Origin of the sequence: Shewanella indica (assembly GCF_002836975.1) — a bacterium.
Classification (GTDB): Bacteria; Pseudomonadota; Gammaproteobacteria; order Enterobacterales; family Shewanellaceae; genus Shewanella; species Shewanella indica.
Map to the genome: position 1 here is coordinate 42,674 of NZ_NIJK01000047.1, position 25,441 is coordinate 68,114.

Below are 25,441 nucleotides of genomic sequence, written 5' to 3' on the forward strand. Positions count from 1 at the left end.
GATATTAAACTCACATCCTTACTTACTACCCTGATTGGCCATATAGACCAATACTTCATCATAGGACATGTTGAGTTCGCGGGATAAATTGATGACCTTGGTCTTAAAGGTTTGTACTTGCTCCTGTTTATGCAAGTTGTTTTGCGTATCTTCAACCAATTCATTGACCGCTTCCTGAAGAAGCTTCAGACGCCTAAGGCTAAAGTCCAAAGACTTCAAATAGCGGGTCATCTGCTGTTTGTTTCTGGCTTGCTCAAGATCCGTTGAGTGTTTTTTTTCATATCCATATGCATCGAGTGCCGCAATAGCACTCTGCAAATCGAGATCTTTTGTCATGTATGTTCACTTAAAACGAAGTTTTGCCCGAAAGGGGGGACAGGATAAAGGGAACGCAAAGCTGTCACCTATAATAGTCTATAGTATATTTCTGAAATTACTCAAGCATTTCACCGTTTATTGGATGAGATAAATCTGGAGACAGCTGTTCTGCTATCATGGAACTTGTGGTGACAGGATAAGGGCGTTAACCTAGAAAGCAGTATTTGCACGGAGGCCTCTATGCTGGATTTGTTACCGGATCTCTTTGATCATTATGAAAATGATCTCACGTTGCTGCCATCTGTCTTTTGTCAGTTTGGTGGCAAATCGATTTTTTGGGGCGAAATCGTTACCGTCAGGTGTTTCGAGGATAATTCCAAGGTGAAACAGCTGTTGGCAACCGATGGTACGGGTAAAGTACTGTTGGTGGACGGTGGCGCTTCTACCGCCAAGGCCCTTATGGGGGATCTCATTGCCCAGAGTGCTATTGACCATGGTTGGCAGGGAGTGGTGATCTACGGCGCTGTGCGTGATGTTGCCACCTTGGCAACTATGCCGCTAGGGGTAAAGGCTCTGGCGCCAGTCCCCATTAAAACCGAGCGCAAGGGAGCAGGAGAAATAAACTGTGCACTTTACATCGGAGATGTGCATATAACCCCCGGAATGATGCTTTATGCTGACGATAATGGCATCGCAATTAGTCAAAATCCCCTGAATATGGCCTTTATCAGTTGAACAAGCGCCTTAGTCCTTATTGTTGAACAAGGAAACTATTATGAAAGTGGTTAAGTGGATACTGGGTATTTTCGCGGTATTGTTTCTCGGTCTGGTTCTGTATTTGACCTTGTTGTTTGATCCCAACGACTTTAAACCTCAGATTGTCGATGCGGTAAAAAAACAGACAGGGCGTGAATTGGTCATCAGTCAAGATCTCAACTGGACTTTTTTCCCGACTCTGGGAATTGAATTGGGCGGTATCAGCCTGAGTAACCCTGATGGATTTGATGAAAAACAGATGTTGGCGGTCAACCAGGTTGTCGCTGAAGTGGCCTTGATGCCACTGTTTCGTAAAGAAGTGGAAATTGCCCAATTAAACCTCGATGGTTTGAAACTGGATCTCATTACCCAGAAGGACGGCCGTACCAGTCTGGATGGGCTCAGTGGTGACACAGGTACGGCTAAAGAGCAACCCAAGGATACCGAAGGCAGTGCTCAGGGGCTGGCCAGTCTCAATATAGGCGGCATCAATATCACCAATACCCAAATTCATCTGCTCGACAAGCGCAGTGGCAGTGACCAAACCTTTGTACTTGAGTCCCTGACTCTGGGCGAGTTTTCGCTGGGTAAATTTGCCCCTCTGGCCTATAAGTTCAGCGGCAGCATGCCGGAGATGAAAATTGTCAGCGAGGGTAAAGGGCAATTGAAAATCTCAGCGGACATGAAGCAGTTGGAGATCACCGGCTTTGCCATTGACAATCGTGTCGAAGGCAAGAGTATGCCCGGCGGTAAGTTGAGCGCCGCTCTGAATGCTGATGTGAAATTGGATCTCAATCGTCAAAATGCCGAGTTGGTATTGAGTAGCCTCAAGGTGGCTGATATTGAAGGCAAAGGGGATCTCAAAGTGGCTTTCGGCGGCAAGATACCGGATGTGAAAGCCAACTTGGCTTTGGGAGAAATTGATCTCGACAAGTTGCTGCCGGCCAGTGAGGAAGGCAAAGCCGCAGCCAAAACCACTGAATCGGCAACGGCCGCCAAGGCCAGCAGTGAACCTGACTTGAGTGCAATGAAGCAGGTCAACTTCGCCATGGATTTAACGGTTAAGGCCATTAAAGTTGCCGGTTTGACCACTGAAAACTGGCAGATGGATCTGGTACTGAACAATGGCGTGCTGAATATGAAGCAGCTCAGTGCTGACTTGTATCAGGGCAAACTGATGACCAAGGCACAGCTTGACGGTCGCAATAAGGTTGCCAGCTACAATTTTGATACTCAGCTCAATGGCGTCAAAATTCAACCTTTACTCAAGGATGCGGCCGACTTGAAAATTCTGGCCGGGGCCACCGCTTTTAATGTCAAAGGTAAAGGCAAGAGCCTAATTCCGGATAACATCAAGCAGAACCTGGACGCCAACGGCAAGTTTGAAATCAGCGATGGTGCGCTCTATGGGGTGAATATCCCTTATATGATCCGCAGTGCCCAAGCCAAGCTTAAAGGTGATTTGTCGGCTCAGGAAGAGGGCGAACGCAAGACAGATTTCTCCAGCCTGACCGGCAGTTTCAGTCTGAAAAATGGTCTGGCCAATAACCCGGATCTGGCGATGGCATCACCACTCATTCGTTTGGCGGGTGCAGGTAGTGCCAACCTTATCAGTGAGCAGCTGGACTATAAGCTGAAAACCTCAGTAGTCGGCAGCCTCAAGGGCCAGGGCGGTGAAGGCAAGAATGATCTGGCCGGTGTCGAAATTCCGCTGATGATTTCCGGTTCATTCCAGGAACCCAAATTTGCACTCGATACTCAGGCGCTGTTTGATTCCAAGCTCAAGGAAGAGACCGAGAAGGTGAAAGACAAGCTTAAAGACAGCATCTTCAAAAAACTTGGAGGAGGTAATTGATGCGCGCCGTTTTGCCTTTGCTAGCGGTCTTGGCACTCGCTGGTTGCAGCGGCTCCAATGCCGCAACTACTCAGCCTGTGCCTCAAAAGAGCCCGACAGGGATGGAGGAACTCAGAATGCCGACACTGCACTTTGGTACCATCAAGAAAGCGCCTACACCGGCACTGTTTGAAGGTAAGCTGACGTTTAGCGATGTGGTTGATAAGCAACCTTTGCAGGTGATGTTGGAGATCCACAATCCCAAAGAATACGCGATTGGGCTCCGCTTCAATTCTGGGATGACAGCTGATCTTTGGTTGGTGGATGATAAGGAACAGCGAGTCTGGGCTTGGTCAGACGAAATGATGTTCACTCAAGCAATCAGAGATACCAGCGTCAAGCCGGGGCAGACACTGAAGGTGATGTTCAAGGTGCCTGCCAAGGCGCTTGAGCGTATTGGTCCTGAGGGGTACAGTTTCCAGGCACGTTTTGAAGGTAAACCTCTGGAATCCAGTATGGCCGCTATGGCTATGTTGGAAGTGCCGGTGGCCAGGCGCTGATCCCCTAGGATAAATCAAATGCAGCTCTGGCAAAGCTGAAACTGAAATCCAAAATCCGATGATACAGACTCATCGGATTTTTTATGGGTGTTGTCGGCCGTTCTCCAAAGTTGCTTTTTACTGAAACCATCATTAAATAGCTTTTTGAGTGGCCTGCAAACAGCGCTTGGCAGAGGGAATTGTATTGGCAATGACCAGATAATAAAATGCCGTCTCTTTACAGAAACGGCATTATTTACATTGGTTTGCCCTTTAATCAGGGGCGTTCCGGCAGTGTCACATTGAGTTCGAGTACCGACAGGTTGTCATCGTTCTGATCCAACTGCACAGATACTTGCTCTTCAGAGATGTGCACATACTTGCGGATCACTTCAATTATCTCCTGCTTCATCTGCGGAAAGTAATCCGGTGCCCCGCGCTCACCGCGTTGATGGGCAACGATGATCTGCAAACGTTCCTTGGCAGTTGCCGCGGTGCTGCTTTTCTTGCTGCTTCTGAAATAATCGAGTAATGACATAATTTAGCTACCAAATATTCGTTTAAGGAATCCTTTCTTTTCTTCCGCGACAAAGCGTAGCGGAAGCTCTTCACCCAGCAGACGAGCCACAGTATCCTCATAGGCCTGCCCTGCATCGCTGTCATGATCTATGATCACCGGCACACCAGAGTTGGAAGCCTTGAGCACTGCCTGGGACTCAGGAATAACTCCAAGCAGATCTATTGCCAGGATCTCCTGCACATCTTCCACACTGAGCATTTCGCCGGTTTTCACCCTGGCAGGGGAGTAGCGGGTCAGCAGCAGATACTCCTTGATAGGCTCAAGCCCTTGTTCGGCACGGCGGCTACGGCTTTGCAGCATGCCTAGAATTCTGTCTGAATCCCTGACCGAACTGACCTCAGGGTTGGTTGTTACTATGGCTATATCGGCAAAATAGAGTGCCATCATAGCGCCGGTTTCGATACCTGCAGGGGAGTCACAGATGATGTAATCAAAGTCTTTGCTCAAATCATCGAGTACCTTGCCGACACCTTCCCGGGTCAGGGCATCCTTGTCCCGGGTTTGGGATGCAGGTAAAACGAACAGTTTATTGCAGCGCTTATCTTTGATAAGTGTTTGATTTAGATTGGATTCACCATTGATGACATTGACAAAGTCGTAAACAACCCTGCGTTCACAGCCCATGACCAAATCCAGATTTCGAAGGCCAATATCAAAATCGATAACGACTGTCTTATGTCCTTTGAGCGCCAAGCCGGTGGCGATAGCCGCGCTCGATGTGGTCTTGCCCACACCGCCTTTACCTGAGGTGACAACAATAATTTGTGCCATGTTCTATTTTATCCTTTCCATCTGCCTTATCCGGGCAGCGATTCAACGATTAATGACTCACCGCTGAGCCTGATACAACCACTCTTGGCGGTACAGTGTTGCTGCAGGTTTTCAGTCAACCAGTACTGTCCCGCAATCGAAACCAGTTCAGCTTCCATGGACTGGGCCAGGATCACGGCATGCTTATCGCCGTTGGCTCCCGCCATGGCTTTACCACGCAGTGCCCCGTATACATGAATGCTACCATCAGCAATGACTTCAGCGCCATTCCCTACTGCACCAAAAACGATTAAATCACCGTCTTTGGCGTAGATTTGTTGCCCTGAACGCACGTTTTGTTTGACGATCTTGGTGACCCTCGGGGGAGGCGGTGGCAGTTCGGATTGCTTTCCTGCCTTGATACTGGCTAACCCCTGGGCTTTGGCGGCTTCATTGAGAGCCTTATCGGCTGCAGTTACCCCAACTATCACCAACTGTCTGTCGGTCAGTCCCTGGCGCAGTCCTTGGAGATCTATATCTGTGCCATTAACTTGACTCAGGTTTAGCACCAATGGAGCATTAATAAAAAACTGCGGAGCCTGGGCGAGCTTGCCATCGAGCTCTTTGAAAAGGGCGTCCAGATCAGGGGTGTTGATGTGAAGTACAGAGAGCGTAAAAGAAGAGCCTTTTAGCTCTAGACTAGGTTTTGGCATCCCGGCATCATTCTCCAGAAAATGAGCAGTCAGATTGCGTGACAGCGTTATATTCCAAGGCGTCCATGTTATAGTGTGCCCTGATAAGTGGCAAGTTTGAACCCATGGAAATTGATACAATTATGATCTGTGCTGTCTATAAAAGCCTGAAAAAAGCCGACACCTATTTATTCGTCAACAAGAAAGATCAGTTTGATGATGTACCAGCACCCTTGATGCAGGTATTTGGACCACCACAATTGGTCATGTTGTTACCGTTGCAAAAGAGGCGGCAACTGGGCATCGCTGATATTAACAAGGTAAAAGCAGAACTGGCGGAAAAGGGCTATTATTTGCAATTACCGCCGCCTCCGGTAGATATGCTGAAGGAGCTGAGACTTAGCAAGGGCCTGGATGATCACTCTGCTTAAGGAATAACGCATTTTATGGATAGACTTTCCCTGGTGTTTATTTCGCTGCTGGGCGCGTCGCTGACCAAGGTCTGCGTGGCCACCGAGGGCAGTTTCGAGCAGTATCTTGATATATTAAAACAGGACGCGGCAGCGAAAGGGATAGATCAATTCACCTTGAATAAGGCCTTCAGTCAAATAAAGCTGTTTAAAAAGGCCTCAAATGATGACAAGGCCATTCCAAAGCCTCCACAGGATTTGGAACATTATATCCCCCGGATTATCAATGAAGAGATGGTGGTCAAGGGACGGGTATTGGCTGAAGAGTATCGGCCGCTGTTGCTTGGGCTGGGAAAACAATACCGGGTGCAACCCAGGTTTATTCTGGCCCTTTGGGGACTCGAGTCGGATTTTGGCAATCAGCAGGGTAGTTATCCTGTGCTGTCTGTGACAGCGTCACTGGCCTATGAGGGGCAAGAGGCTTATCGCAAAGAGTTCATCTCGGCACTGAAAATTCTCGCGTCACAATCGGTCGACTTTAACGAGCTTAAAGGCTCGAGTACCGGCGCAATGGGGTCTTTGGGGCTGATGCCAAGTACCTACCTTCAATATGGCAGCGACGGCGATGGCGACGGCAAGGTCGATATCTGGAATAGTTTTGCTGATGGTTTGGCATCTGTGGCTAACTATTTGCGGCAAGCAGGCTGGGATGACACGCAAACCTGGGGACGTCAGGTTAAAGCACCCGAGTCGATAAAGAATGACCAATTGGGTGTAGGTTATCAGGCGAGTTTCAGTCACTGGCAGAAGTTGGGCGTTCGTCGTTACGATGGTGGTGATCTACCAGGCCGAACTGATATGCAAGTGTCACTGATCATGCCTGATGGCAAACGTGGTCGTCACTATCTCGTGTATCAGAATTATCGTGCCTTGCGAAGCTGGCAGGATTCAGATTATTTCGCTTTGGCAGCGGCCTATCTTTCCGAACGGATCAAGTATCCATCCTCAAAATAGTGTAAAATAGCGGTTACGCAAGTTTTCAAGAACGAATCAACAAGTTTATGTCCTTCTGGTTAACCAAGACCCTGGCCGAAATGACTCCCGATGAATGGGAGTCTCTCTGTGATGGCTGTGGCAAATGCTGTCTCAACAAGCTCATTGATGATGAAACCGATGAACTCTACTATACCAATGCGGCTTGTAAGTTATTGTCTGATAAAGATTGCAGCTGTATTCATTATGAAAAGCGCTTTGAATTTGTTCCCCAATGTACTGCGGTGACGGCGAATAATATCGGGGAGCTGGACTGGCTACCGGATAGTTGTGCTTACCGGCGTTTGTATCAGGGACGACCATTACCCGCCTGGCATCCGCTTTTGACCGGTTCCAAGAATGCTATGCATGAAGTGGGGATGTCGGTGAAAGATAAGACATTGAGTGAAACTAAAGTCAGGGATCTGGAAGAGCATATTGTGCTTTGGCCGCTGAAAGATTTGGATTAAACTATTTATATAAAAAAGCCAAACAAATCATGTTTGGCTTTTTTATATTTAGAAAACCTGAAAGCTTTATTGTGGAAGCAATCAGTTGCGTCTCTTGCTCAGAATTGGCATAGCGTAGAGCAGTAGTGCCAACAGGTAGGTGGCAAAAGCAACAATCATCCACTGCGACATAGTGATGCCGATAAAGCTCCAGGGAATATCGGTGCACATGCCTGTTGGCATAAATACCGAAGGGAGCCATTCATGCAGTGGCATCCAGGAAGGGAAGTCCGGCAGAAATGAGCAAGTGGAAAAGGGTGAAGGGTTTTGCTGCATATCATTGAGTTCAATGGCTAACCTCAGTCCCCAACTGGCGCTAAACCCCCATAGCAAGGCGGCAAGCAGTCGTACGGTACGTATTCCCGGCGCCAGAAAACCTATGATGCCGGCCAGCAGTAAACCCAACACCGCCAGGCGCTGGTAGATACACATAACGCAAGGCTCGAGTTGCATTACGTGCTGAAAGTACAGTGCAGCAAGCTCCAGAGACAGGGCGCTGAGCGCCAGAACTCCCCAAGCTATGCGGGAGTGGGCGAAACGTATCATTGCAGTCAAATCTATTCTCCATTGATGACCATCAGTCCGGGGTGAGGTGGGATAATTCCTAAGATGGGTGCCAACCCCATAAAAAAACGCCCACCAAGGGGCGTTTTTTGGACTCTACTGAAACCCAAAGGTTCAGTCAATAATCGACTAATGACCTACAGCAGCACCTTTACCCAGCACTTCTTGAGCGCTGTGGTGCAGGATCATACCTGAGTCGTAGAAGTATTGGGTCATCTGCTCCAGGAAGCCTAACTCAATGGTCAGTACACCAACAATGGACAGTACGATAGTGTATGGCAGGGCCATCCAAACCATACGGCCATATGAGAGACGGATGAGCGGAGCCAGAGCTGAGGTCAGCAGGAACAGGAAGGCCGCCTGACCGTTAGGAGTCGCTACAGAGGGCAGGTTGGTCCCAGTGTTGATGGCAACGGCAAGCAGGTCAAACTGATCGCGGGTGATCTGGCCATCAATCAGCGCGGCTTTCACCTCGTTGATATAGACAGTACCCACAAACACGTTATCGCTGACCATGGACAACAAGCCGTTGGCCACATAGAAGATAACCAGCTGCATATTGCCTTCAAAGCCGAGAGCCCATTGGATGACAGGGGCAAACAGGCCTTGATCGATAATCACACCCACAATGGCGAAGAATACCGCCAGCAGTGCGGTAAATGGCAGGGCTTCTTCAAAGGCTTTACCCAGGGCGTGTTCATCGGTAATACCGTTGAAGGCCGTGGTCAGAATTATCACTGACAGACCGATGAGACCAACTGATGCCAGGTGGAAGGCTAGACCGACAATCAGCCAAATACCAACCAGAGCTTGGATAACCAGCTTCATCTTATCTTTACTGGTTCTGTGGGCATCTTCGTGGGCAGCAAATTCCACCAGAATTTTGTGCACAGCCTCAGGCAGTTGGGCGCCATAACCACAGATGCGGAATTTTTCTACCAGCATACAGGTAATGATACCGGCAAAGAACACTGGCACAGTCACAGGCGACATCCGCAGGGCGAATTCGGAGAATTGCCAATTGGCCTGAGCGGCTATGATCAGGTTTTGTGGCTCACCCACCATGGTGCACACGCCACCGAGGGCAGTACCAACCCCGGCATGCATCAAGAGGTTACGCAGGAAACCACGAAAGGCCTCCAATTCTTGGGCATTGAGTTGCTCACTACCATCCGAGGTATGGTCATGATCGGCGCTGAAGTCTTTACCGGACGCCACTTTATGGTAAATGGAGTAGAAGCCTATTGCCACGGCAATGATCACTGCGATAACCGTCAAGGCATCGAGGAACGCCGACAAGAAGGCAGAGGCGACACAGAACATCAAGGATACAACTGTTTTGGAACGCACCTTGGTGATCATCTTGGTAAATACATAAAGCAGTAACTGCTTCATGAAGTAGATACCGGCCACCATAAATACCAACAATAATAATACTTCGAGGTTGGCCTCAATCTCGTGTAACACTTGGCTGGGGCTGGTCATTCCGATGAATACGGCCTCAATCGCCAATAAACCGCCTGGTTGCAGAGGATAGCACTTAAGTGCCATGGCCAGAGTGAAGATAAACTGCACGACCAAAAACCAGCCCGCAACAAAGGGATTGATACTGAAGAGTATCGGGTTGATGACAAGAAAAATCAGTATTGCAAGCTTGTACCACTTGGGTGAGTTACCCAAGAAGTTACTCATAAAAGCCTGAATCGGTGTAGCAGGCATGTCTTCCTCTCTAATCTGTTATAAGTGGTTGTAACGTCATTGTTTGACGAACGGTAAAATTTGCGTAGTTCAGTCTAGCCTAAAGATAAACTCAATGTAATGATTAGGGTATACAGGGATTTCAAAAAGCGGATCTCGAGCGCAAAATTCAGTGACTGCTGATTTGAACTTGGTCACTTTTATAGCAATTATTGAGAACTCTACAGGGTTGGATTTCCCATCTGTGATCTGATGGTTTTCATTTTTCGTCGCTCTGGTATGATCTGTGGCCAGAATAATGCTAACAATCGGAAAACCGGGCTGATGATAATCAATGCCAAAGGACCTGCAAGTTTTGCAGAGAAATATATAGTGCGTTCAATCTGGGAAAATAAGTTTCCCCCCGGCTCCATACTTCCTGCGGAACGGGAATTATCAGAGCTTATTGGCGTTACCCGTACGACTTTAAGAGAAGTGTTACAGCGTTTGGCCCGCGACGGTTGGTTGACTATTCAGCATGGCAAACCCACCCGAGTGAATAATTTCTGGGAAACCTCAGGACTTAACATTTTGGAGACGATTGCCGATCTCAACCCGGAAGGTTTTCCTGTACTGGTTGATCAGCTCTTGTCCGCCAGAACTAATGTCAGTGCCATCTATTTTCGTGGAGCGCTACGGCATAACCCGGATACTGCGGTCGAGGCACTGTCTAAAATCCATGATCTGGAAGATGAAGCAGAGGCTTATGCCGAGTTTGACTACCAGTTGCATCACACCCTAGCGTTTTCATCGGGGAACCCTCTGTATGTGCTTATCCTAAACGGATTCAAAGGGTTGTATGCCAGAGTCGGACGCTACTATTTCAGCAGCTCCGAGGCTCGGGCCTTGGCATTGGCTTTCTATCAAAAACTTGAAATCCTGGCCAAGGACAAAAATTATACTCAAGTACCGGCCTTGATGCGATCTTATGGTATTGATAGTGGCATCATGTGGCAAAAATTACGTGATGCTATGCCGTTGGAAATGGCTCAGGATAATCAATAAATATTTAAAGAAAGTGCGAATAAGTCCCATGTATGCACTGCTTGCAGGGCTGGATGCAAGCAGTGTAATCAGCAAATGGCCTATCCTTTTCCCTAAGTTTGGGTTCCTGTAAACACTTGCTATGTTACTTGTCTGATATGATAAGTGACCTTTGTTAACTCAGGGTGCTTGGTTAAATACTTTGAGTTAATATCAACTTCTCAATATACAGCTTATGTTTTAGCTCATTGATTCTAAAGGAATAACCAGCCTTATATGGCTGTATTTGTCATCATCGACGCTTATGGTCATCTCCCCAAGCAACTTTAATCTAACGTAATCTTGCAAGTTGACAAGGGAATCTGTTGCGCTGTGTTCTTTCGCTACATGCTCAGGATTTGTTTCCCTTCTGTTGGTTAGCTTAGTCTCGAAATGATGTTCATCTATTTTGGTGGCGTTGAGCGTGATGCATGAACCTTGGGGAGTATCATGTAATATTTGTCTCAACAAAGGGTAGAAGAGCAATAATAATTGCCATGGTTTGGCGCCAGGTAGAAGCTTTTCTTCAATAATTATTCTCATTTCAACATTGGCTTCAGTAAATGCAGATGCCAACAGAGCCTGCATATGGAAGACAAACTCGTCGAAGTAGAGCGCTTTGATTTCTGTTTGAGGATGGTTAACCAAGGCCAAAAGATGGCGTAATCTGGCGGACTCAGCCAAGATAAGCTCTTTGGACTCTTGTTGTATTTCGCCTATGTCAGGCTCGAACAGTCGGGATCCCAAGTGATCAAAAGCGCTAGATAGCTCACAGATGAGCTGACCAAATAAATTGGGGAGTTGTAATTCCTGTTCCTGCATCAATGTTGTGCTGAGGCTGAGTAACTGGGACTTGCTTTGTGCTTGTTGCAACATGGTTTCCAACTGCTCAAGCTGTTGCTGCTGTTGTTGGATGGTACGTTTGTTACGCTTATTGAGATCAACTTGCAATTCCAGGGCCTGTTCCAGTTGTCGCTCTTGTCGTTTGTGACTGGAAAGGTCAAATGCTATGGCGCCTATGCCGCAGATCTCGGCAAATTCATCCCGAATTGGGAAGCGGGTTACTTGAAATGTCACATCTCCCAGAGGGGTTGCTATGGGTTCTTCAGAGCAGAACGGACTGTGATTGTTTATCACTCTTTTATCATTGGCCTGGTATATTTGCGCCAAACCAAGCGGAAATACCTGAGTATCATTGGCGCCGATAAATTGATTGCGTTCATGGGCGGTTATTTCGCAGTATTTATCATTAACTAGTGTGTATTTACCAGTCAAATCTTTGATATATATTATATTTTGTGAGTGATTCATTAAGGCGTTCAGCTGCTCGGTACGTATTTTTAGGACTTGTTGGGCCTTATACTGTACTTCCAGCTGTTGCTCCAGCGCCAGGTTACTGGCGTCCAGGCTAGCCATAGTTGTTTCCAACTGCCGGGTACGGGAGATAAAGCTGCCGGCTAATATCCCCAGTTCATCTTCTCTATCTCTGGCATCCAACTCCAAACGGGCAGGGTTGTTTTCTCTGAGCGCCTCGGCCATACGGCTAATAGGTTTAATAAATAACCTGTGTTGAACCAGAAACAGCAGTAACAGCGCCAGCAGTTGAATTGCAATAAGATAGATACCCACTTTACCGGCTATTAAGGTTGCATCTTTCTTGAGCGAGGACAGTGGCGTAACTATTACTATTTTCCAATAGGTCTTTGGCATCAAAAATACCGAAACCAGTGCAGGTTCCTTGAGTAAGGGGTCTTGATTAAGCTCTTGAGTTAACAAAAGTTTGGCATTTGCTGGCCATTCTCTGGCAGAGTTATTGATTATAGTATTGAGTAACGCAGCGTCTGTTTCATCACGGTCCCCCAACAAGGATGCCAATTGTTGATTGCTAAAGGCTTTGTGTTGGTTTGCCTGTTGGATAAGTACTTGATCCGCACTGCGAAGCGCTTCACCAACGAATTGGAATTCTGGGAAAAGGCGTTCCAAACGTTGAAAATCATCTAAACTCAGCGGCTTTTCTCGAGTATTGTCTTGAAACTCATCTTCCCAGGGGGATGCGAGTAAGTGGTTGCGATAATCAAGGGCAAACACATAACCACTAAGATCTTTCAGGGCGCCTCTAAAGAAACGGTTCAGGCCTCCCAGGCTAATGTCTACAGTGGCGGCACCAATAAATTCATGATCTTGCCAAATAGGAACAGACGCTGTGACCATGGCTTCTGCAGTGTAAGGATCACGATAGGCACTTGACCAGAAGGTTCTGTCTGCCGGGAAAAAGCGTGTCGGTTTATACCAATCTTCGTTATGGTAACCTTGTTGGGGTTGTTCATTATAACTGTTGAGTTGCTGCAATTCGCCATAATCGTCTCGATACCAGAAGAGGCTGTCAAGAATTTTTCCCGGTTCAAAAGCTCTTGGTTCGGGCCAAATACCGCCGCCGGTAATCATTTCCTTTTGGGTATCTAATTCCAACACGGATTTGATACTGGCCTGAAGTTCAAATTCGTTGCCACGATACAGAGCTCCGAGGTTCGCCATGGTACTGACCAGGCTTTCTATTTGGGAGGTGACTTCCTGCAGTCTTGCGGTAACGACTTGACCATAACTTTGATTCAATGCTCTTTGTTGGCTAAGCAACTGGTTACGTTGGATGCTGAGCAGTACAAGTACAGTACTGATAACGATAAGAGCGCTGATAATTAACTGGCTGAGGGCAAATTTAACCGGCAGGCGTTTCAACCAGCCGGGAAGCCAAGGTAATGGGTTGGATTGTTGCTTCGCCTGGTTCCCTTGCATATATCCTCAGTAATAAGCCTTTAAATCAGTTGCTTAATATAATTCCTGATGGGAGCTTAGCCTTCCCGGAAACTTGCCCCCAGTTAAATTATATCGTTTAGTGTCTGAGGGTTATAACAAGACTATGGGCGTGTAATCAGACGGCTGACGTGTAGCCGACGCGATCTGTAAAAGGTGTATATATGTTCATCATTTTCGTGACTGAATAAACCCTGATATGGAAAGGTATAGTATAACCTATTGAGAAAACCCGCCATTTTTCTATGTCTCATCAGAGCTCTGTTACTTTGATGCGAAAAAGGGTCACCGGCTTTGGTTGTCTCCAAATGGCTGTCAAGGTATCTGAATGAAAGCGAGTTGAGTTCTGCAGCAATGGAACTACCAACTCTTTGGCGGAAGAGGCTGTCCGGCAATTTATTTTACTCGCCGAAGTCTCCCATTTTGTTGAGTTTCTTTAATCAACAGCATAGCTCAGCCTCTAATTTGTTGCGGTTAACTTTGCCCCCCAAAGCACTTGTTAATCTTAGGTGTAATTTATAACGCAACTCACTGATATGTAGTGGTTAAACCTTGTTTCCTATTTGTTGGGATTTGTTGGGTGGATCACGAAGTTATCATTCAGGGTTAAATTTTACTTGCCTACACTTCATATAGTGTTTATTGTGCAAACAAAAGTTTGTCACGTAAACAAATGTTTGTGCAGGAGCGCGCCAATGACAGAACGTGAACTCGAAATTCTGGCCCTGATTAAAGCTGACCCATTGATCCCACAACAAAAACTAGCTGATCAATTGGGCATAACCCGCTCGGCAGTCGCAGGTCATATCATGAACCTGACTCATAAAGGTGTGATCCGTGGTAAGGGTTATATCCTGGTGGAGAACCCCTATGCTGTCGTGATAGGCGGTGCCAATATGGATATTCTTGGTCGGCCGACTTCCAAGCTAAGGGTAGGGGATTCCAATCCTGGCAGCGTCAGTTGCTCACCCGGCGGTGTTGGGCGCAACATTGCCGAAAACCTGGCGCGCCTGGGTTCAGATACTCGATTGGTGACGGCGATAGGCAAAGACGCTTATGGTGAGATGATTACCGCCCAGTGTCGTCAGGCCGGCGTCGATATGGGCAACAGCTTGCAGTTTGAAGACGCGGTGACCTCCACCTATCTTTCGGTATTGGATGGCGACGCCGATATGCATGTAGCCATCAATGACATGGCCATTCTTGAAAGATTGGGCCCTGAAGTGCTCAAAGGGCTGGAAGATATGCTGCGCCGCGCCGAACTTCTGGTGTTGGATACCAACCTTTCTGAAGCCGCCTTATCCTATCTTTTGAGCAACTTTCCTCAAGTTCCGGTATTTATTGACACGGTTTCCTGTGTCAAGGCGATGAAAATCAAGCCTTATCTCAACGCCATCCACACCCTCAAACCCAACCTCAAGGAAGCCGAACACCTCTCCGGCATCGAAATGCGCAGCAAAGAAGACTTAAGCGCCATCGCTAACTGGTTCCATGAACAGGGCGTCAAGCGGATCTTCCTCAGTATGGGCAGTGAAGGGGTATTTGTCAGTGATGGCGGCGAGTCGCAGATGGTGCCCACCAAGCAGGTGGAGATGGTCAACGCCAATGGCGCCGGAGATGCCTTCCTGGCCGGATTGGCTCACGGTTGGCTCAAGCAGTGGCCATTGCTGGAAACCACAGAATTTGCGATGGCAGCGGCCCGTTTGGCGCTGTCTCATATCGCGACTATCAACCCCAATATGTCTGAAATCTCTGTAAACCGTATTATCAAGGAGTCGTTATGCTGAAGCAGTATCTGGATATTCATCCTGAAGTTCAAGCAGCCCTGGAACAAGGCAAGCCGGTGGTCGCACTGGAGTCGACCATTATTTCTCATGGTATGCCGTATCCGCAGAACGTTGAGACAGCGCTCAAGGTGGAGCAGATCATCCGTGATAATGGCGCTGTGCCTGCAACTATCGCCATTCTCAAGGGCCGCCTTAAAGTGGGCATGAGCCAGGAAGAGATCAATTACCTGGGCAAGGCCGGTGAAGCCGTTATTAAAACCAGTCGCCGCGACATTCCCTTTATTGTCGCCAAAGGTGCAGACGGTGCCACCACGGTTGCTTCTACCATGATCCTGGCCGCAATGGCCGGTATTAAGGTGTTTGCTACCGGTGGTATCGGTGGTGTACACCGCGGTGCTCAGCAAACTTTCGATATCTCTGCCGATTTGCAGGAGCTGGCCAACACAGATGTGGCCGTGGTTTGTGCCGGTGCCAAGTCTATTCTGGATCTGGGCCTGACCCGTGAATATCTGGAAACGCAAGGCGTGCCTGTCGTTGGTTTCCAAACCGATAAACTGCCGGCTTTCTACACCCGCGAGAGTGACTTCGGCGTCGACTATCGCTTGGAGCAGCCGGTAGAGGTCGCTGCTGCCATGAAAGCCAAGTGGGACATGGGTCTTAAGGGCGGTATGGTGATTGCCAACCCAATTCCCCATGAGCATGCGTTGGATAAAGCACTGATCGATGGTGCCATCGCCCGCGCAGTGACTGAAATGGATGAGAAAGGCATAGGCGGCAAGGCTTCAACGCCGTTCCTGTTGGCCAAAGTTGCCGAAATTACCGAAGGTCACAGCCTGACTGCCAACATAGAGCTGGTATACAACAATGCCAAGCTGGCGGCTGAGATTGCCCGCGAGTACGTGGCTCGTTAACAAGACGGCATTCAAGGTTACTTGAGCTAACTCAACCAACCCGGCGATTGCCGGGTTTCTTTTGGGATGACATATCGCCCCTGAGCCAAAGCATGCCAAAGCTCAAATCGGGTAAATAGTGTCTTAAAACGGGATTAATCCGGCCAAAGCCACTCAAGCCCCTTGCAGAGCCGGGGGCGAACTCCTATGATCCAGCGGTTTTCCATCCCGAGGCCCAAATATGCTTAACTCCCCGCTTAGTGAACATGCCAGTGAGCTGGTCATTGCGATTCTCAATCAGGTACTGACTCAAGGTGCGCCACTGGACCGCGCCTACTCAAAGCAGTTTGCACCTGAGCGGCTCAAGCCTTGGGAGCAAGCCAGAATTGCTCTGGTCACCGGGGATATTTTGCGCCGTTTAAGTTATTACAGCTTTCTGGCTGATGTTGCAGCGGAGCAAATTGAGCGTGAAGGCACCCGGCTCATCAACGCCTGGCATATGGCCAATGGCCTTGAGCTGCCGAAAATGCGCTACGCGCTGCAGATGAACAGTGAACTGCTTGAGCAGCGGATGACTGAGGCCCAGGCACAGCCTGCACTGCTCGATGGTTGCCCGCAATGGCTCGAAGCGCTAGGGAGTGAACAACTGGGGGACAACTGGCCGGCGGAGCGCCACGCCTTGACTCAGGCCCCCAAACGTTATCTGCGCACCAATTTACTTAAGTGCAGCCGGGAAGAACTCAAGGCTCGTCTTGCCAAGGAAGGGGTGGAGACTTGTGAAGTCCCCGAGGTTGCCAGCGCTCTTGAAGTGATTTCCGATTCAGCGCTGTTTCGCACCGAATGCTTTAAGTCGGGCTGGTTTGAGCAGCAGGATGCCGGCTCGCAACATGTTGCCGAAGCCCTTGGGGTTGAACCCGGGATGCGGGTCATTGATGCCTGCGCCGGTGCCGGCGGCAAGACGCTGCACCTGGCCGCCAAAATGCAGGGCAAGGGACGATTACTGGCGATGGATGTCGAGCAGTGGAAGCTGGATAACCTTAAGCAGCGGGCCCGCCGCGCCGGCGCCCACAATGTGGAAACCCGGCTTATTGCATCAAGCAAGACCATCAAACGTTTGAAACTCAGCGCCGACAGGGTACTTTTGGATGTGCCTTGCTCAGGACTTGGGGTGCTGAAACGCAACCCGGACACCAAATGGCGTGATACCCCTGAGCGCTTACCTGTGCTGATGGAACTGCAGGAGCATATTCTCGGCAGTTACAGCCGCATGGTGAAGGTGGGCGGGATCCTGGTTTATGCCACTTGCTCGATCATGCCGCAGGAAAACGAGCAGCAAGTAGCGCGTTTTCTGAAGCAGCAAAACCATTTCCGCTTACTCGATGAGGAAACCATCAGCCCGGCCAAAACCGGTTTCGATGGCTTCTATCTGGCAAGAATTGAGCGGATAGCCGAGTAACAATCAGGCCTGTTTGAGTCATATTGACTTAAACAGGCGGTTTCACACCCGCCTCAAAAAGCATCTCAACAAAAGCATCTCAACAAAAACCGCGCCGCTCATTCTTACCGGTTTGCCTAGCCTTGCCGCTTTATTCCCCCTGTAGGGTTAACAGCAGACGGCGCCGACCACCATTGTCTCTGTGCTCGCCAAGATAGATCCCTTGCCAGGTGCCCAATGCCAGCTGTCCGGCGCTGACAGGCAGCAGCAGACTGGTACCCAGCAGGCTGGATTTAATATGGGCCGGCATATCATCGGCGCCCTCATAGGTGTGGCGAAAGTAAGAGGTATTTTCGGCCACGGCGTGATTGAACCAGGCCTCAAAATCCTGCCGCACTGTGGGATCGGCGTTTTCGTTGAGCGTCAGCGAGGCAGAGGTATGCAGCAGTTGCAGGTGCAATAGGCCGCAACTGACGTAAGGCATATCATCAAGAGCTTTGGCAATATCCTCGCTTATTAAATGAAAACCACGTTGCTTGGGGCTTAAGGTCAATTGTTGCTGACGCCACATTGGCACTCCTTAAAACGGTTAACATCAAAAGAAACAACCTTTAGACAATGCATTGTATCTCTTTCAATGTTGTCACTCCATGAAGAAGAGGTGCCAGCCTTAACCGCAGAGCAGGATATTAAATGCCCGGGTGATAAGGTGTTTACCTGGTTTGTTGTAACCTTAGTGACAGTAAATAAAAGTTATGAGCTGTTATTCAGCTGGAAAGTCGGCAAAAAAAGGCCCAAAACTATTCCAATTGTTTTGGGCCTAGGGGAATGGCTCATGGTTGAGCCGTGCGCTAATGTTGAGATCCGACAGGATTGGCTATCTCTGAATAAATATTAGCCGATAACCGCTGAAAGATGCATTCAGACAGCGGATTTGTTAGCACCAATTGTTATAAGGTATAACCAAAATGCGAGCGCTCAAACAGATTGACTGGGTAAATCACTCTTTTTAATGGAATACTAACTATAACAGCTTAGTGTTTGGAGTCAGGACAGACAAATTTTGTCTTTGACCAGTTCCCGCGGTAGATTGTTCTTCAGCCGGTTGCCCAGATGTTTACCCAACCCAAGCACTTGCCCGCCCCAGGTCAATACCAGCTCACCACGGGCCTTTTCACTGCCATCAAGCGCGATATCCCGGCCCATCAGATAAGCCTGAGCCTCAGGCTCTGTAACTTCATAACCCTTGTCGGCGGTTACTCCCAAGGCCATTAAGGCTTCATGGCGCAGTTTCAACCCATGCTTACTGTCATCGGCGAGCTTAAGGCCGATACGCTGATAACGCATCTTGCCGATAAAGGGCTCAAAGCCGCTGGGAAACAGCCAGTACTCCTGATCCCGGATCCAGAGGCTGCCTTCGGGAAGCGTTTTGCCGAGCAACCGCTGCAGTTCGGTGGCGATGGCCTGTTGCTGTTTGGTACTGGCGGGACTGAAAGGAAACTGCTTTTGCTGTTTGGGTTCATCACTTTCGCGCGCCACTGAACTCAGCTTACGCACCTTGGCAACAAAGAAACCTTCGCTGTCATAGATTTGCGGCCAAATATGCAGGAAGCCCTCGGTCGTGCAGGCTTTTTCCGCTCCGGCAAACAGTGATTCAAGTGACTCAAAGGCCACGGCAGCGCCATATTTTTGCTTGAGGTGTTGCAGTACCGCCTGGTTTTCCTGGCTGTTGAGGGTACAGGTGGAGTACACCATTACCCCGCCAGGCTTAAGCGCCAGAAAGGCGGAATCTATCAGATCCCTCTGGGTGGCGGCAATGTCGGCTATCTCCTGTGGATCCCAGTGTTTGAGGGCATCCGGATCCTTACGTACCGTGCCTTCGCCGCTACAGGGGGCATCGAGCAACACGGCATCCATGGATTCATACTGGTATTGGCCGAATACCCTGGCATCGAAGTGGGTCAGGGCGGTATTGCTGACCCCCATTCTCTGTAGATTGGCATGCAGCACTTTGACGCGGCTGGAGGAGTATTCGTTGGCGATCAGCACGCCTCCATTGGCCATCATGGCCGCCATTTGTGTGGTCTTGGATCCCGGCGCCGAGGCCATATCCAGCACCCGCTCCATTCCCGGCTCCAGCAGCGCCATAGGCGGCAGCATGGAGCTCGCCTCCTGAATGTAAAACAGCCCTTGCTGATGTTCGATACAGTTTCCGGGTTGGCTATCACCCGCCTGGTACCAAAAGCCTTCAGGGCACCAGGGAATGGTTTCGAACTGCCAGCCTTTGGCCTGCATTCTCGAGAGGAATTCATCGACGCTGATTTTGAGGGTGTTGACCCGCAAGGCGGCTCTCAGTGGTAAGCTGCAAAAGTGAATAAAATCCTCGAGCTTGAGATGTTCTGGCAGATCCTTGGCGATACTGTTGATAAAATTCTGATTTAATTGAACCATAAACAAAAAGGGTGACCCCGGGATGGCGGCAGTATAGCACACTCGGGCGCGGCGACTGTGGGGTGTTTTAGGTGTTGAACCGGGTTTGGAGTCTGTTCTTTATTATCGCGCTGGGAGCGATTTTGCTGCGTTTGACGAGCGGCGATGCGGCCGTTCTCAATGAGTCTGTCACGGCGATGTTTGACAGCGCCAAACTGGCCGCCGAAATAGCTCTGGGATTGATTGGGGTGTTGACCCTGTGGATGGGGCTGATGCGTCTCGGGGAAAAAGCCGGAGTGGTTGCCGCCATCGCCTGGGTATTTGAGCCGCTGCTCAGCAAGTTGATGCCGGAGGTACCAAGAGGCCATCCCGCCTATGGCAGCGTCACCATGAACCTGACCGCCAATATGCTGGGGTTGGACAATGCAGCCACACCATTGGGACTTAAGGCGATGGCGGATCTGCAAAGCCTGAACCCCGACAAGAAGACCGCCACCAATGCCCAGATCCTGTTTTTGGTGCTCAATACCTCTTCCGTGACTTTGGTACCCGTGACGGTTTTTCTGTACCGGGCGCAGCAAGGGGCGGCTGATCCTGCCGATATTTTCCTGCCTATTTTGCTTTCGACCCTGGGCTCGACCCTGGCGGGTTTGAGTGTGGTGGCGCTGGTGCAAAGGATACGCTTGCTGGATTGGGTGGTGCTGGGTTATGGCGCGATACTGCTCGGCGGTCTCAGCGCCGGAGTGATGTACCTGTTGACCCAGGGAGCCGAGCGGATCGGCGAAGTCTCCGCCATGCTGGGGAACGGGTTGCTGCTGGGGATCATCTTTGCCTTTGTGCTGGTGGCGCTGCTGCGGCGGGTGGCGGTTTACGATGAGTTTATCGAAGGGGCCAAGTCGGGGTTTGAACAGTCGGTGCGGCTGATTCCTTATCTACTGGCCATGTTGCTGGCGATAGCCTTACTGCGCGCCTCCGGCGCGCTGGATTATCTACTCGGGGTGATTGCCGCTTTGGTGAGCCATATGGGGATGGATGGCCGCTTTATCGATGCCTTGCCAACCGCCCTGATGAAGCCTTTGAGCGGCTCAGGCGCCAGAGCCATGATGCTGGAAACCATGGCCCATTACGGCGTCGATTCTTTTGCCGGCAGGCTGGCGGCCATTTTCCAGGGCAGTACTGAAACCACATTTTATGTGCTGGCGGTGTATTTTGGTGCCGTCGGTATCCGCAATGGCCGCCATGCGCTGGCCTGTGGCTTGTTTGCCGATCTGGCGGGTATCTGCACTGCTATTGCGGTGTGTTATTGGTTTTATGGCTGAGGTGAAACATAGGTAGGATTGCAGAGTTAAAAAAACGGGGCTCAGATGAGCCCCGTTTGGGTTTTATGGCTGGCTGAGTCTTGGACGCCAATCGAGCCAGTCGCGCTCGGGTTTATCATGAAGTGGCATCAGGCTCTGGTTTTCAAGCGGTTTACTGCTTTGGTTGTCGAGTTCAGTGACCACTCCTATGCCGCCGGCGAGTATGGTTTCCAATGAGCCGGTTTCGATTTGGGCTCCGGAAAACAGCCCCAAATCGACCCGAATACCGGACAAGTCGTAGAACCTGCTGCTCTGGTTGATAAGATGCCGATAGGGCGCGGCAATCTGAGTCTGGATCCAGACTTCATCGCCCTTGGGCGCCAACCGGTAACTGGTTACATCGCCAATTTGAATGCCGCGAAAGAAGATCCCTGTGCCTACGTTGACCGAGCCCAGGCTGGGCTTGCTCAGCACCAGTTGCAGCGCATCGGCCTCTGGGGCAACCGCCGTGTGTACTTGGCCATTGAACTGTTGGCTTACTTCGGCGGCTTGGCCCGGCAGGGCACTGATATAGGCGCCGGTCAGCAGGGTTTCCGGTGCCTTTATGCCCTTAAGGGATATTTCGGCGTTGACCAAGCTGTAGCGACTGTCGCTTTTGAGAAACGGCTCGGCATAGCGGCCATAGAGAAAGGCACTGAGTTGCTGGCTGTGGAGATCCTCACTCAAGGTTACCCGGGTGACTTCACCAATCTGATGCCCCTGATAGCGGATAGCGGCACCTGGTTTGATAGTGGCACTGGCCGGGAAACTCAGCCCAATGGCAACGGCCTGATTGCGTGCCAGTGACTCGGAGGCATAAAGCTGCTTATTGTTGGGCTCGCCTTGCTCCAAAAAGCCCAAACTGATACTGCCCTTGATGGCACCGGCCAGCGGTGCGACATCCAGCTTGACTCCCGAAAGTCCGGCATCGATTGACACCGCCTGGTTGCGCCAAAACACGGCATTGGGTTTGAGCAGGGGCGCAAAGGTATGGTCTATGGCGAGCGCAATGGCAAATCTGTCATCCTGGCTCTGCCAGCTGACCTGTTTCACCTGACCTATCTGCATCTTCTTGTAGTAGACAGGTGCGCCCGGGCTCAAGTCGGCGCCATCATCGCTGTAGAGTTGCCATTTGAGCTGCTCCATGCCTTGGTAATAGTGGCCGGCCTCGGCACTCGAGGCAAACAGCGGCAGCGGTTTGGAAAGATCGGCGCCCTTGCGGCTTTGGCCGCGTCTTAAGCTGATACTGCCCTTGGTGAGGGTCGCAAAATCGCCGCTCTTGAGGCTGACGCCATCCAGTGAGGCGTTGAAGTCCAGTGCGGCTTCGGCGATGAAGTCACTGCCTTGAGTCAGCAACGGGGCAAATTCGGGCAACACCTCGGCCTGGTACTCTACCGAATTGAAGTCCCGGCTCAGGGCAACTGAAGTGACCTTGCCTATGGCGATCTTTTTGTATCTCAGCTCGGCCTCAGGGCTGATGCCGGGGTTTTCATCGGCTCTAAGCGTTATCTTTAGCGCCTTGGCCTTGCTGAGATCCGGCGCCTGATCGGCCAAGGCGTAACGGGTTTGAGCCTCGCCCGTACCCGGGAGAAAGGCGATGGCATCGCCGCTCAGCAATCGGCCCGGGTGTTTTATGCCGGACAGTGACAGCTCGGCACCTTCACGCCAAAACTGAGCCGTGCCAGTCAAAAGACTCGAGTAGGGGGCGTCCAGGCGGGCATGCAGCGCCACGCCGTCATCGGCCAGCGCTATCTCTTCGATTTCCCCTATGGGCAAACCGCGATAGAGAATGGGGCTGCCCTTGTTAAGGCCATCGGCGTTGTTTGCCGACAGAATAAAGCTGGCGCCGCCACTGGCTTCTATTTCATTGTCGTATAGGGTGAAGTTGTCGCCGTTCTTTGCATGCTTTGAGTTTTCTGGGGAATCAAAGTTGATGCCGCCGGCGAGTATCGCCGCCAAGCTCTCGGCGCTGACTTTGACGCCGGAAAGCGAGGCGTTGATCTCTATGCCGGAGACATTCCAGAAGCGGGAATCCTTTTTGACCAGATAGGCATATTGTTCCTGAATAAAGGCGCTCAGCAGCAATTTGTCGCTGTTGTCGAGTCGATAGCTGACCACACTGCCGACCGGTACCTGGCGATAGAATACCGGAGAGCCCACATCCAGTGAGCCAAGGCGGTCGGCGCTCAGTTCAATCACTAAACCATCATTACTGGGCAGCACCGGCGGGGCAGAGCGCTCGGCCTCGTAGCGGTAACGCGAATCGCCATCCCCGGGTTGAATGCCTATATAGTTCCCCGAGAACAAGGCATCCAAACCTTCGACACCTGTGATGGATGCCTTGGGTGTCACCAGCCAGAATTTGGTTTCATCCTTGAGGAAAGGCTCGGCGCGGTAGTCCATCAAGACATCGACGTTAACGCCCTGCAGCTCTTCATCGATGGAGATATCCACCACCTTGCCGACGGTCAGGCCCTGATAGCGCACCAGTGTCTTGCCCACATCCATACCACTGGCACTGGGGAAGTGGATCCGCACCTCGATGCCGGACTCCTTAATGCTCTTCAGCCCCAACCATGCGCCCAAAGCCAACGCTACTATAGGTAACAGCCAGATGGGGGAAAAAAGCTTCTTTTTGACTATTTTAGGCTTTTCGATTTGCGTCATCTTCAGTGTCCAGTTGATCCCAAAGTAAACGTGTATCCAACACCTTGGCCGCAAGTTGGGTAAAGAGGATGACCAAGGCAAACGCGGTTGCCGCCGGCGCCGGTTTGGCGTCCAGCAATTGCCCCATATTAACCAGGGCAACGGTAATGGATATGACAAACAGATCCAGCATAGACCAGCGTCCAATCCATTCTATGATATGAAACCCGGCCATCATTGGCCGTTTGGGGATAGGCAGGTTGAAACTGATCGCCGTCAGATAGAAAGCCAGGCCGATAATCTTCAGCCAGGGCACCAGAATACTGGCGGTAAAGACTATGATGGCGATGGGTAACATGTCCGACTGTACCAGATGGGTGATGCCGGAAAAAATGGTGTCGTAGGTGACCTTGCCCTGTTTGGTGAGCATAGTAATGGGATAGATGTTGGCCGGGATCAACAAGATGGCCGCGGTGATCAGCAAGGCCCAGCTTTTTTGCAGACTGGTTTCATCCCTTAGCCTGAGCGGGTTTTGGCAGCGGCTGCAATACTCATTTTCTATCTGATTGAGTTTTTTACAGGCGGGGCAGCTGCACAGGCCCATGTCTTTGCCCTGGAGCTGCTTTTTAGCTTTCATCGAGAAAACTCCACATATGCTCCAGGTTATATTCGCGCTGCAGGAAGAGAGTCACCAAGAACAGCATGGTAAAACAAAAGGTTCCCATGCCAAAGTAAACATCAGAGAAGTCGGACAACTGAAAGGCGGAAACCAGGAAACTGATCACATAAATTTCCAGCATGGTCATTTGCGACAGCAGGCCTTGCTTCTTGAGCAGCCAGGTGAGAACCCCTCGCCAGAAGTGATGCTGCACCAGACCTGCCTTGATGATCAGCACTTGGATAAAAATCGATAGGTTGAGCACTCCGGGGGCGATGACGGCCGCCACCAACACAGCAATCCCCACTATCCAATAACCTTGGTCCATTACCGCCAAGGCGCCCTGGTATGCGGTCGTGGTTCTGACACTGCCGAGAAAGTGCATTTCCAGCACGGGTAGCAGCATGGCGGGCAGATAAAACAGCAGGGCGCTGATACATAGCGCCAGCATGCCATTGATGGAGCAGTAGGGGGCATCATAAAGCGCCGTATGGCATCTTGGACAAAGCGCTCTGACGCCGGAGGGCAGGGCACGTTTGCTCACCGCCAGATCACAGGCGCGGCAGAGCACTATGCTGCAGTCCGGTTTGTTGTCGCTTGGATTATACGCTTTCAAATGCTGGATATGTCCTGTTCTGGCCATGGTGACCCAAGCTTAATCGTCAACACGCTAACAGCGCTGCTTGTGGTCCATTGGAGTGAG

Annotated in this window: 23 protein-coding genes; 11 read left to right on the forward strand and 12 right to left on the reverse strand. The window is 50.3% G+C overall.

Annotated elements, in window-relative coordinates; all coding sequences use genetic code 11:
* Positions 1-18: 18 nt before the first annotated feature.
* Positions 19-336, reverse strand: a complete 318-nt coding sequence (locus CX650_RS15955) for a hypothetical protein (protein ID WP_039033261.1) — start codon at positions 334-336, stop codon at positions 19-21.
* A gap of 222 nt (positions 337-558) precedes the next feature.
* Here CX650_RS15955 and CX650_RS15960 point away from each other — a divergent pair, with 222 nt between their 5' ends.
* From CX650_RS15960 to CX650_RS15970, 3 genes are read left to right on the forward strand one after another with little or no spacing between them, the layout of a single operon-like run.
* Entirely contained in the window at positions 559-1,053 is a 495-nt protein-coding gene (locus CX650_RS15960) for a putative 4-hydroxy-4-methyl-2-oxoglutarate aldolase (protein WP_101096389.1), read from the forward strand.
* A 40-nt stretch (positions 1,054-1,093) separates the two neighbouring features.
* On the forward strand, positions 1,094-2,929 hold the full coding sequence (locus CX650_RS15965; RefSeq protein WP_039033259.1) for an AsmA family protein: 1,836 nt from the start codon (positions 1,094-1,096) through the stop codon (positions 2,927-2,929).
* Positions 2,929-3,468 (forward strand): BsuPI-related putative proteinase inhibitor, encoded by a 540-nt coding sequence (locus CX650_RS15970; RefSeq protein ID WP_101096390.1) that lies wholly within the window; start codon positions 2,929-2,931, stop codon positions 3,466-3,468. The genes CX650_RS15965 and CX650_RS15970 overlap by 1 nt, the downstream gene beginning before the upstream one ends.
* 256 nt (positions 3,469-3,724) lie before the next feature.
* On the opposite strand, the gene minE is transcribed toward CX650_RS15970, so the two are convergent.
* The 3 genes from minE to minC are packed head-to-tail and all read right to left on the reverse strand — an operon-like array spanning position 3,725 to position 5,490.
* Entirely contained in the window at positions 3,725-3,985 is a 261-nt protein-coding gene (gene minE / locus CX650_RS15975; RefSeq protein WP_039033258.1) for a cell division topological specificity factor MinE, read from the reverse strand.
* Positions 3,986-3,988: 3 nt separating this feature from the next.
* On the reverse strand, positions 3,989-4,798 hold the full coding sequence (minD, locus tag CX650_RS15980) for a septum site-determining protein MinD (protein ID WP_039033257.1): 810 nt from the start codon (positions 4,796-4,798) through the stop codon (positions 3,989-3,991).
* A 26-nt stretch (positions 4,799-4,824) separates the two neighbouring features.
* Positions 4,825-5,490, reverse strand: a complete 666-nt coding sequence (gene minC / locus CX650_RS15985) for a septum site-determining protein MinC (protein ID WP_101096391.1) — start codon at positions 5,488-5,490, stop codon at positions 4,825-4,827.
* 122 nt (positions 5,491-5,612) lie between these two features.
* Here minC and CX650_RS15990 point away from each other — a divergent pair, with 122 nt between their 5' ends.
* The 3 genes from CX650_RS15990 to CX650_RS16000 are packed head-to-tail and all read left to right on the forward strand — an operon-like array spanning position 5,613 to position 7,381.
* Positions 5,613-5,900: a YcgL domain-containing protein gene (locus CX650_RS15990; protein WP_039033317.1), complete on the forward strand. Its 288-nt coding sequence runs from the start codon at positions 5,613-5,615 to the stop codon at positions 5,898-5,900.
* A 15-nt stretch (positions 5,901-5,915) separates the two neighbouring features.
* Entirely contained in the window at positions 5,916-6,893 is a 978-nt protein-coding gene (locus CX650_RS15995; protein ID WP_101096392.1) for a lytic murein transglycosylase, read from the forward strand.
* 47 nt (positions 6,894-6,940) lie between these two features.
* The gene (locus CX650_RS16000; protein ID WP_101096393.1) at positions 6,941-7,381 is read left to right on the forward strand and encodes a YcgN family cysteine cluster protein; all 441 of its coding nucleotides are present in this window, start codon (positions 6,941-6,943) and stop codon (positions 7,379-7,381) included.
* Positions 7,382-7,462: 81 nt separating this feature from the next.
* On the opposite strand, the gene dsbB is transcribed toward CX650_RS16000, so the two are convergent.
* Entirely contained in the window at positions 7,463-7,975 is a 513-nt protein-coding gene (dsbB, locus tag CX650_RS16005; RefSeq protein ID WP_039033253.1) for a disulfide bond formation protein DsbB, read from the reverse strand.
* A gap of 138 nt (positions 7,976-8,113) precedes the next feature.
* Positions 8,114-9,703 (reverse strand): sodium/proton antiporter NhaB, encoded by a 1,590-nt coding sequence (gene nhaB / locus CX650_RS16010; protein WP_101096394.1) that lies wholly within the window; start codon positions 9,701-9,703, stop codon positions 8,114-8,116.
* A gap of 303 nt (positions 9,704-10,006) precedes the next feature.
* On the opposite strand from nhaB, the gene fadR reads away from it, so the two are divergent.
* Positions 10,007-10,726: a fatty acid metabolism transcriptional regulator FadR gene (gene fadR / locus CX650_RS16015; RefSeq protein ID WP_101096534.1), complete on the forward strand. Its 720-nt coding sequence runs from the start codon at positions 10,007-10,009 to the stop codon at positions 10,724-10,726.
* Between the two features lie 219 nt (positions 10,727-10,945).
* Here fadR and CX650_RS16020 read toward each other — a convergent pair whose 3' ends face one another.
* Positions 10,946-13,537, reverse strand: a complete 2,592-nt coding sequence (locus CX650_RS16020) for a PDC sensor domain-containing protein (protein WP_101096395.1) — start codon at positions 13,535-13,537, stop codon at positions 10,946-10,948.
* A 713-nt stretch (positions 13,538-14,250) separates the two neighbouring features.
* Between CX650_RS16020 and CX650_RS16025 the strand changes: the two genes are divergently transcribed.
* The 3 genes from CX650_RS16025 to CX650_RS16035 all read left to right on the forward strand — a co-directional run bounded on the left by CX650_RS16025 (position 14,251) and on the right by CX650_RS16035 (position 17,688).
* Complete coding sequence (locus CX650_RS16025) at positions 14,251-15,342, forward strand: PfkB family carbohydrate kinase (protein WP_039033251.1); 1,092 nt, start codon at positions 14,251-14,253, stop codon at positions 15,340-15,342.
* Positions 15,336-16,253, forward strand: a complete 918-nt coding sequence (locus CX650_RS16030; RefSeq protein ID WP_039033250.1) for a pseudouridine-5'-phosphate glycosidase — start codon at positions 15,336-15,338, stop codon at positions 16,251-16,253. Before CX650_RS16025 ends, CX650_RS16030 begins: the two co-directional genes overlap by 7 nt.
* Before the next feature lie 220 nt (positions 16,254-16,473).
* The gene (locus CX650_RS16035; RefSeq protein WP_101096396.1) at positions 16,474-17,688 is read left to right on the forward strand and encodes an RsmB/NOP family class I SAM-dependent RNA methyltransferase; all 1,215 of its coding nucleotides are present in this window, start codon (positions 16,474-16,476) and stop codon (positions 17,686-17,688) included.
* Positions 17,689-17,818: 130 nt separating this feature from the next.
* On the opposite strand, the gene CX650_RS16040 is transcribed toward CX650_RS16035, so the two are convergent.
* The gene (locus CX650_RS16040; protein WP_101096397.1) at positions 17,819-18,238 is read right to left on the reverse strand and encodes a secondary thiamine-phosphate synthase enzyme YjbQ; all 420 of its coding nucleotides are present in this window, start codon (positions 18,236-18,238) and stop codon (positions 17,819-17,821) included.
* A gap of 476 nt (positions 18,239-18,714) precedes the next feature.
* Positions 18,715-20,118: a 16S rRNA (cytosine(1407)-C(5))-methyltransferase RsmF gene (gene rsmF / locus CX650_RS16050; RefSeq protein WP_101096535.1), complete on the reverse strand. Its 1,404-nt coding sequence runs from the start codon at positions 20,116-20,118 to the stop codon at positions 18,715-18,717.
* Between the two features lie 71 nt (positions 20,119-20,189).
* On the opposite strand from rsmF, the gene CX650_RS16055 reads away from it, so the two are divergent.
* Positions 20,190-21,416 carry a nucleoside recognition domain-containing protein gene (locus CX650_RS16055; RefSeq protein ID WP_101096399.1) on the forward strand — a complete coding sequence of 409 codons (1,227 nt, stop codon included), beginning with the start codon at positions 20,190-20,192 and terminating at the stop codon, positions 21,414-21,416.
* A gap of 63 nt (positions 21,417-21,479) precedes the next feature.
* Here CX650_RS16055 and CX650_RS16060 read toward each other — a convergent pair whose 3' ends face one another.
* The 3 genes from CX650_RS16060 to CX650_RS16070 are packed head-to-tail and all read right to left on the reverse strand — an operon-like array spanning position 21,480 to position 25,354.
* Positions 21,480-24,101 (reverse strand): PqiB family protein, encoded by a 2,622-nt coding sequence (locus CX650_RS16060; RefSeq protein WP_101096400.1) that lies wholly within the window; start codon positions 24,099-24,101, stop codon positions 21,480-21,482.
* Entirely contained in the window at positions 24,079-24,717 is a 639-nt protein-coding gene (locus tag CX650_RS16065) for a paraquat-inducible protein A (protein WP_101096401.1), read from the reverse strand. The genes CX650_RS16060 and CX650_RS16065 overlap by 23 nt, the downstream gene beginning before the upstream one ends.
* Positions 24,707-25,354 (reverse strand): paraquat-inducible protein A, encoded by a 648-nt coding sequence (locus tag CX650_RS16070; RefSeq protein WP_039033313.1) that lies wholly within the window; start codon positions 25,352-25,354, stop codon positions 24,707-24,709. Before CX650_RS16070 ends, CX650_RS16065 begins: the two co-directional genes overlap by 11 nt.
* Positions 25,355-25,441: the final 87 nt, after the last annotated feature.

Coding starts and splice junctions, on each gene's coding strand:
- CX650_RS15955 (WP_039033261.1), bottom strand. CDS start 336: ATGACAAAAGATCTCGATTTGCAGAGTGCTATTGCGGCACTCGATGCA.
- CX650_RS15960 (WP_101096389.1), top strand. CDS start 559: ATGCTGGATTTGTTACCGGATCTCTTTGATCATTATGAAAATGATCTC.
- CX650_RS15965 (WP_039033259.1), top strand. CDS start 1,094: ATGAAAGTGGTTAAGTGGATACTGGGTATTTTCGCGGTATTGTTTCTC.
- CX650_RS15970 (WP_101096390.1), top strand. CDS start 2,929: ATGCGCGCCGTTTTGCCTTTGCTAGCGGTCTTGGCACTCGCTGGTTGC.
- minE (WP_039033258.1), bottom strand. CDS start 3,985: ATGTCATTACTCGATTATTTCAGAAGCAGCAAGAAAAGCAGCACCGCG.
- minD (WP_039033257.1), bottom strand. CDS start 4,798: ATGGCACAAATTATTGTTGTCACCTCAGGTAAAGGCGGTGTGGGCAAG.
- minC (WP_101096391.1), bottom strand. CDS start 5,490: ATGCCAAAACCTAGTCTAGAGCTAAAAGGCTCTTCTTTTACGCTCTCT.
- CX650_RS15990 (WP_039033317.1), top strand. CDS start 5,613: ATGATCTGTGCTGTCTATAAAAGCCTGAAAAAAGCCGACACCTATTTA.
- CX650_RS15995 (WP_101096392.1), top strand. CDS start 5,916: ATGGATAGACTTTCCCTGGTGTTTATTTCGCTGCTGGGCGCGTCGCTG.
- CX650_RS16000 (WP_101096393.1), top strand. CDS start 6,941: ATGTCCTTCTGGTTAACCAAGACCCTGGCCGAAATGACTCCCGATGAA.
- nhaB (WP_101096394.1), bottom strand. CDS start 9,703: ATGCCTGCTACACCGATTCAGGCTTTTATGAGTAACTTCTTGGGTAAC.
- fadR (WP_101096534.1), top strand. CDS start 10,007: ATGATAATCAATGCCAAAGGACCTGCAAGTTTTGCAGAGAAATATATA.
- CX650_RS16020 (WP_101096395.1), bottom strand. CDS start 13,537: ATGCAAGGGAACCAGGCGAAGCAACAATCCAACCCATTACCTTGGCTT.
- CX650_RS16025 (WP_039033251.1), top strand. CDS start 14,251: ATGACAGAACGTGAACTCGAAATTCTGGCCCTGATTAAAGCTGACCCA.
- CX650_RS16030 (WP_039033250.1), top strand. CDS start 15,336: ATGCTGAAGCAGTATCTGGATATTCATCCTGAAGTTCAAGCAGCCCTG.
- CX650_RS16035 (WP_101096396.1), top strand. CDS start 16,474: ATGCTTAACTCCCCGCTTAGTGAACATGCCAGTGAGCTGGTCATTGCG.
- CX650_RS16040 (WP_101096397.1), bottom strand. CDS start 18,238: ATGTGGCGTCAGCAACAATTGACCTTAAGCCCCAAGCAACGTGGTTTT.
- rsmF (WP_101096535.1), bottom strand. CDS start 20,118: ATGGTTCAATTAAATCAGAATTTTATCAACAGTATCGCCAAGGATCTG.
- CX650_RS16060 (WP_101096400.1), bottom strand. CDS start 24,101: ATGACGCAAATCGAAAAGCCTAAAATAGTCAAAAAGAAGCTTTTTTCC.
- CX650_RS16065 (WP_101096401.1), bottom strand. CDS start 24,717: ATGAAAGCTAAAAAGCAGCTCCAGGGCAAAGACATGGGCCTGTGCAGC.